General features: G+C 59.5%; 2 protein-coding genes. Both read right to left on the bottom strand.

All coding sequences use genetic code 11. The annotated features are described in order from the left end of the window. The coding region (locus AB0I71_RS32565) for a hypothetical protein (RefSeq protein WP_357591206.1) at positions 1 to 248 on the bottom strand (248 nt) is incomplete at its 3' end. A gap of 149 nt (positions 249 to 397) precedes the next feature. Beyond that, a partial coding sequence (locus AB0I71_RS32560) for a GNAT family N-acetyltransferase (RefSeq protein WP_357591204.1) occupies positions 398 to 1,242 on the bottom strand: 845 nt, incomplete at its 5' end.

Raw genomic sequence — 1,242 nt, 5'->3', positions numbered from 1 at the left:
TCCAGCTCGGGCCGCCGCTGCTTGGCTTGATACAGCGCGTTGAGGATCTCACGCCCGGCGTCGTCATGCTCCAGATACAGAGCCACCAGATAGATGCGTTGGGTGGCGTTGGCGATGGAATCCAGCAGCGTGGCGCGAAAGTCGGACGGCGCGTACAGAGTACGAACATCAGCAACCGTCTGGGGGAGTTTGGGCAGTTGTGCAAGGTGTTGTTGATGTTTGCTACGTTTAAATTTTGACAACATCACAGTGCGCTTCTTCTCTCATGATTGATGGCCGGAACGCCACAGACTTAAAAACAATAAACCGAATAATCGGGCGATAATACCATTAGTTGCCTCGATTGTGCGTATGTTTTGGCGTTAAGTGGTGGATTCGTAGCGCATTGCGACGCAGGTCACTGCGCGTCGTCGGCCTGCAGCGGCAGCGTCAGATTGACTATGCCGTCCTCAAGCTGCACCTCGATGCCAAAGCCCAACCGCTGCGCCAGCGCGATCATGCCGCGGTTATTCGGCATGGTGATGCCGCTCAGGCGGGTCAGGCCATGCGCGCGCGCATAGGCGATCATTTTCTCCAGCAGCTGGCGGCCGAGCCCCACGCCTTTCAGGTCGGAACGCACCAGCACGGCGAACTCGGCATCGGTGTTGTCCGGATCGGACAGCGCGCGGGTCACGCCGATGATCTCGTCTGCGCGCACCGCCACAAAGGCCATTTCCCGATCGTAGTCGATCTGCGTCATGTTGGCCAAATCGTCATGGGTAAACTCGTTGATCTCGCTGAAGTAGCGGTAATAGAGATCTTCCTTGGTCACCCGGTCGATGAAATGCTTCAGCGCCGGCTCGTCTTCCGGCAGGATAGGGCGGAACAGGCATTGGCTGCCGTCTTTCAGCGCGATGGTTTCTTCCAGCTCATGCGGATAAGGCCGAATCGCCAGCCGCGCCTGCGGATCGCCGCTGAACGGTGCGAGCTGCATCGAAACGTCCAGCAGGGTGAACTCGCTGCCGGAAGCCAGCACCGGGTGAATATCCAGCCGGGCGATCTCAGGGCAGTCAAGGATCAGGTTGGAAACCTGCACCAGCAAGCGGCTCAGCCCGGGGATATCTAAAGGCCGCAGTGCGCTGCGCCCGCGGATCTTGCCGCCTTTCACCGCCTGCAGCACCAGATAACGCGCCAGCGCCATATTCAACGGCGGCAGCGCGACCGCGACCTGATTTTCCTGGCGCCACTCTACGCCGCCTTCTC

It is taken from the genome of Micromonospora sp. NPDC049891, assembly GCF_040660295.1.
Classification (GTDB): Bacteria; Actinomycetota; Actinomycetes; order Mycobacteriales; family Micromonosporaceae; genus Micromonospora.
The sequence above is the reverse complement of the archived record's forward strand: the minus strand, read 5'-3'. Positions and strand labels throughout refer to the sequence as shown.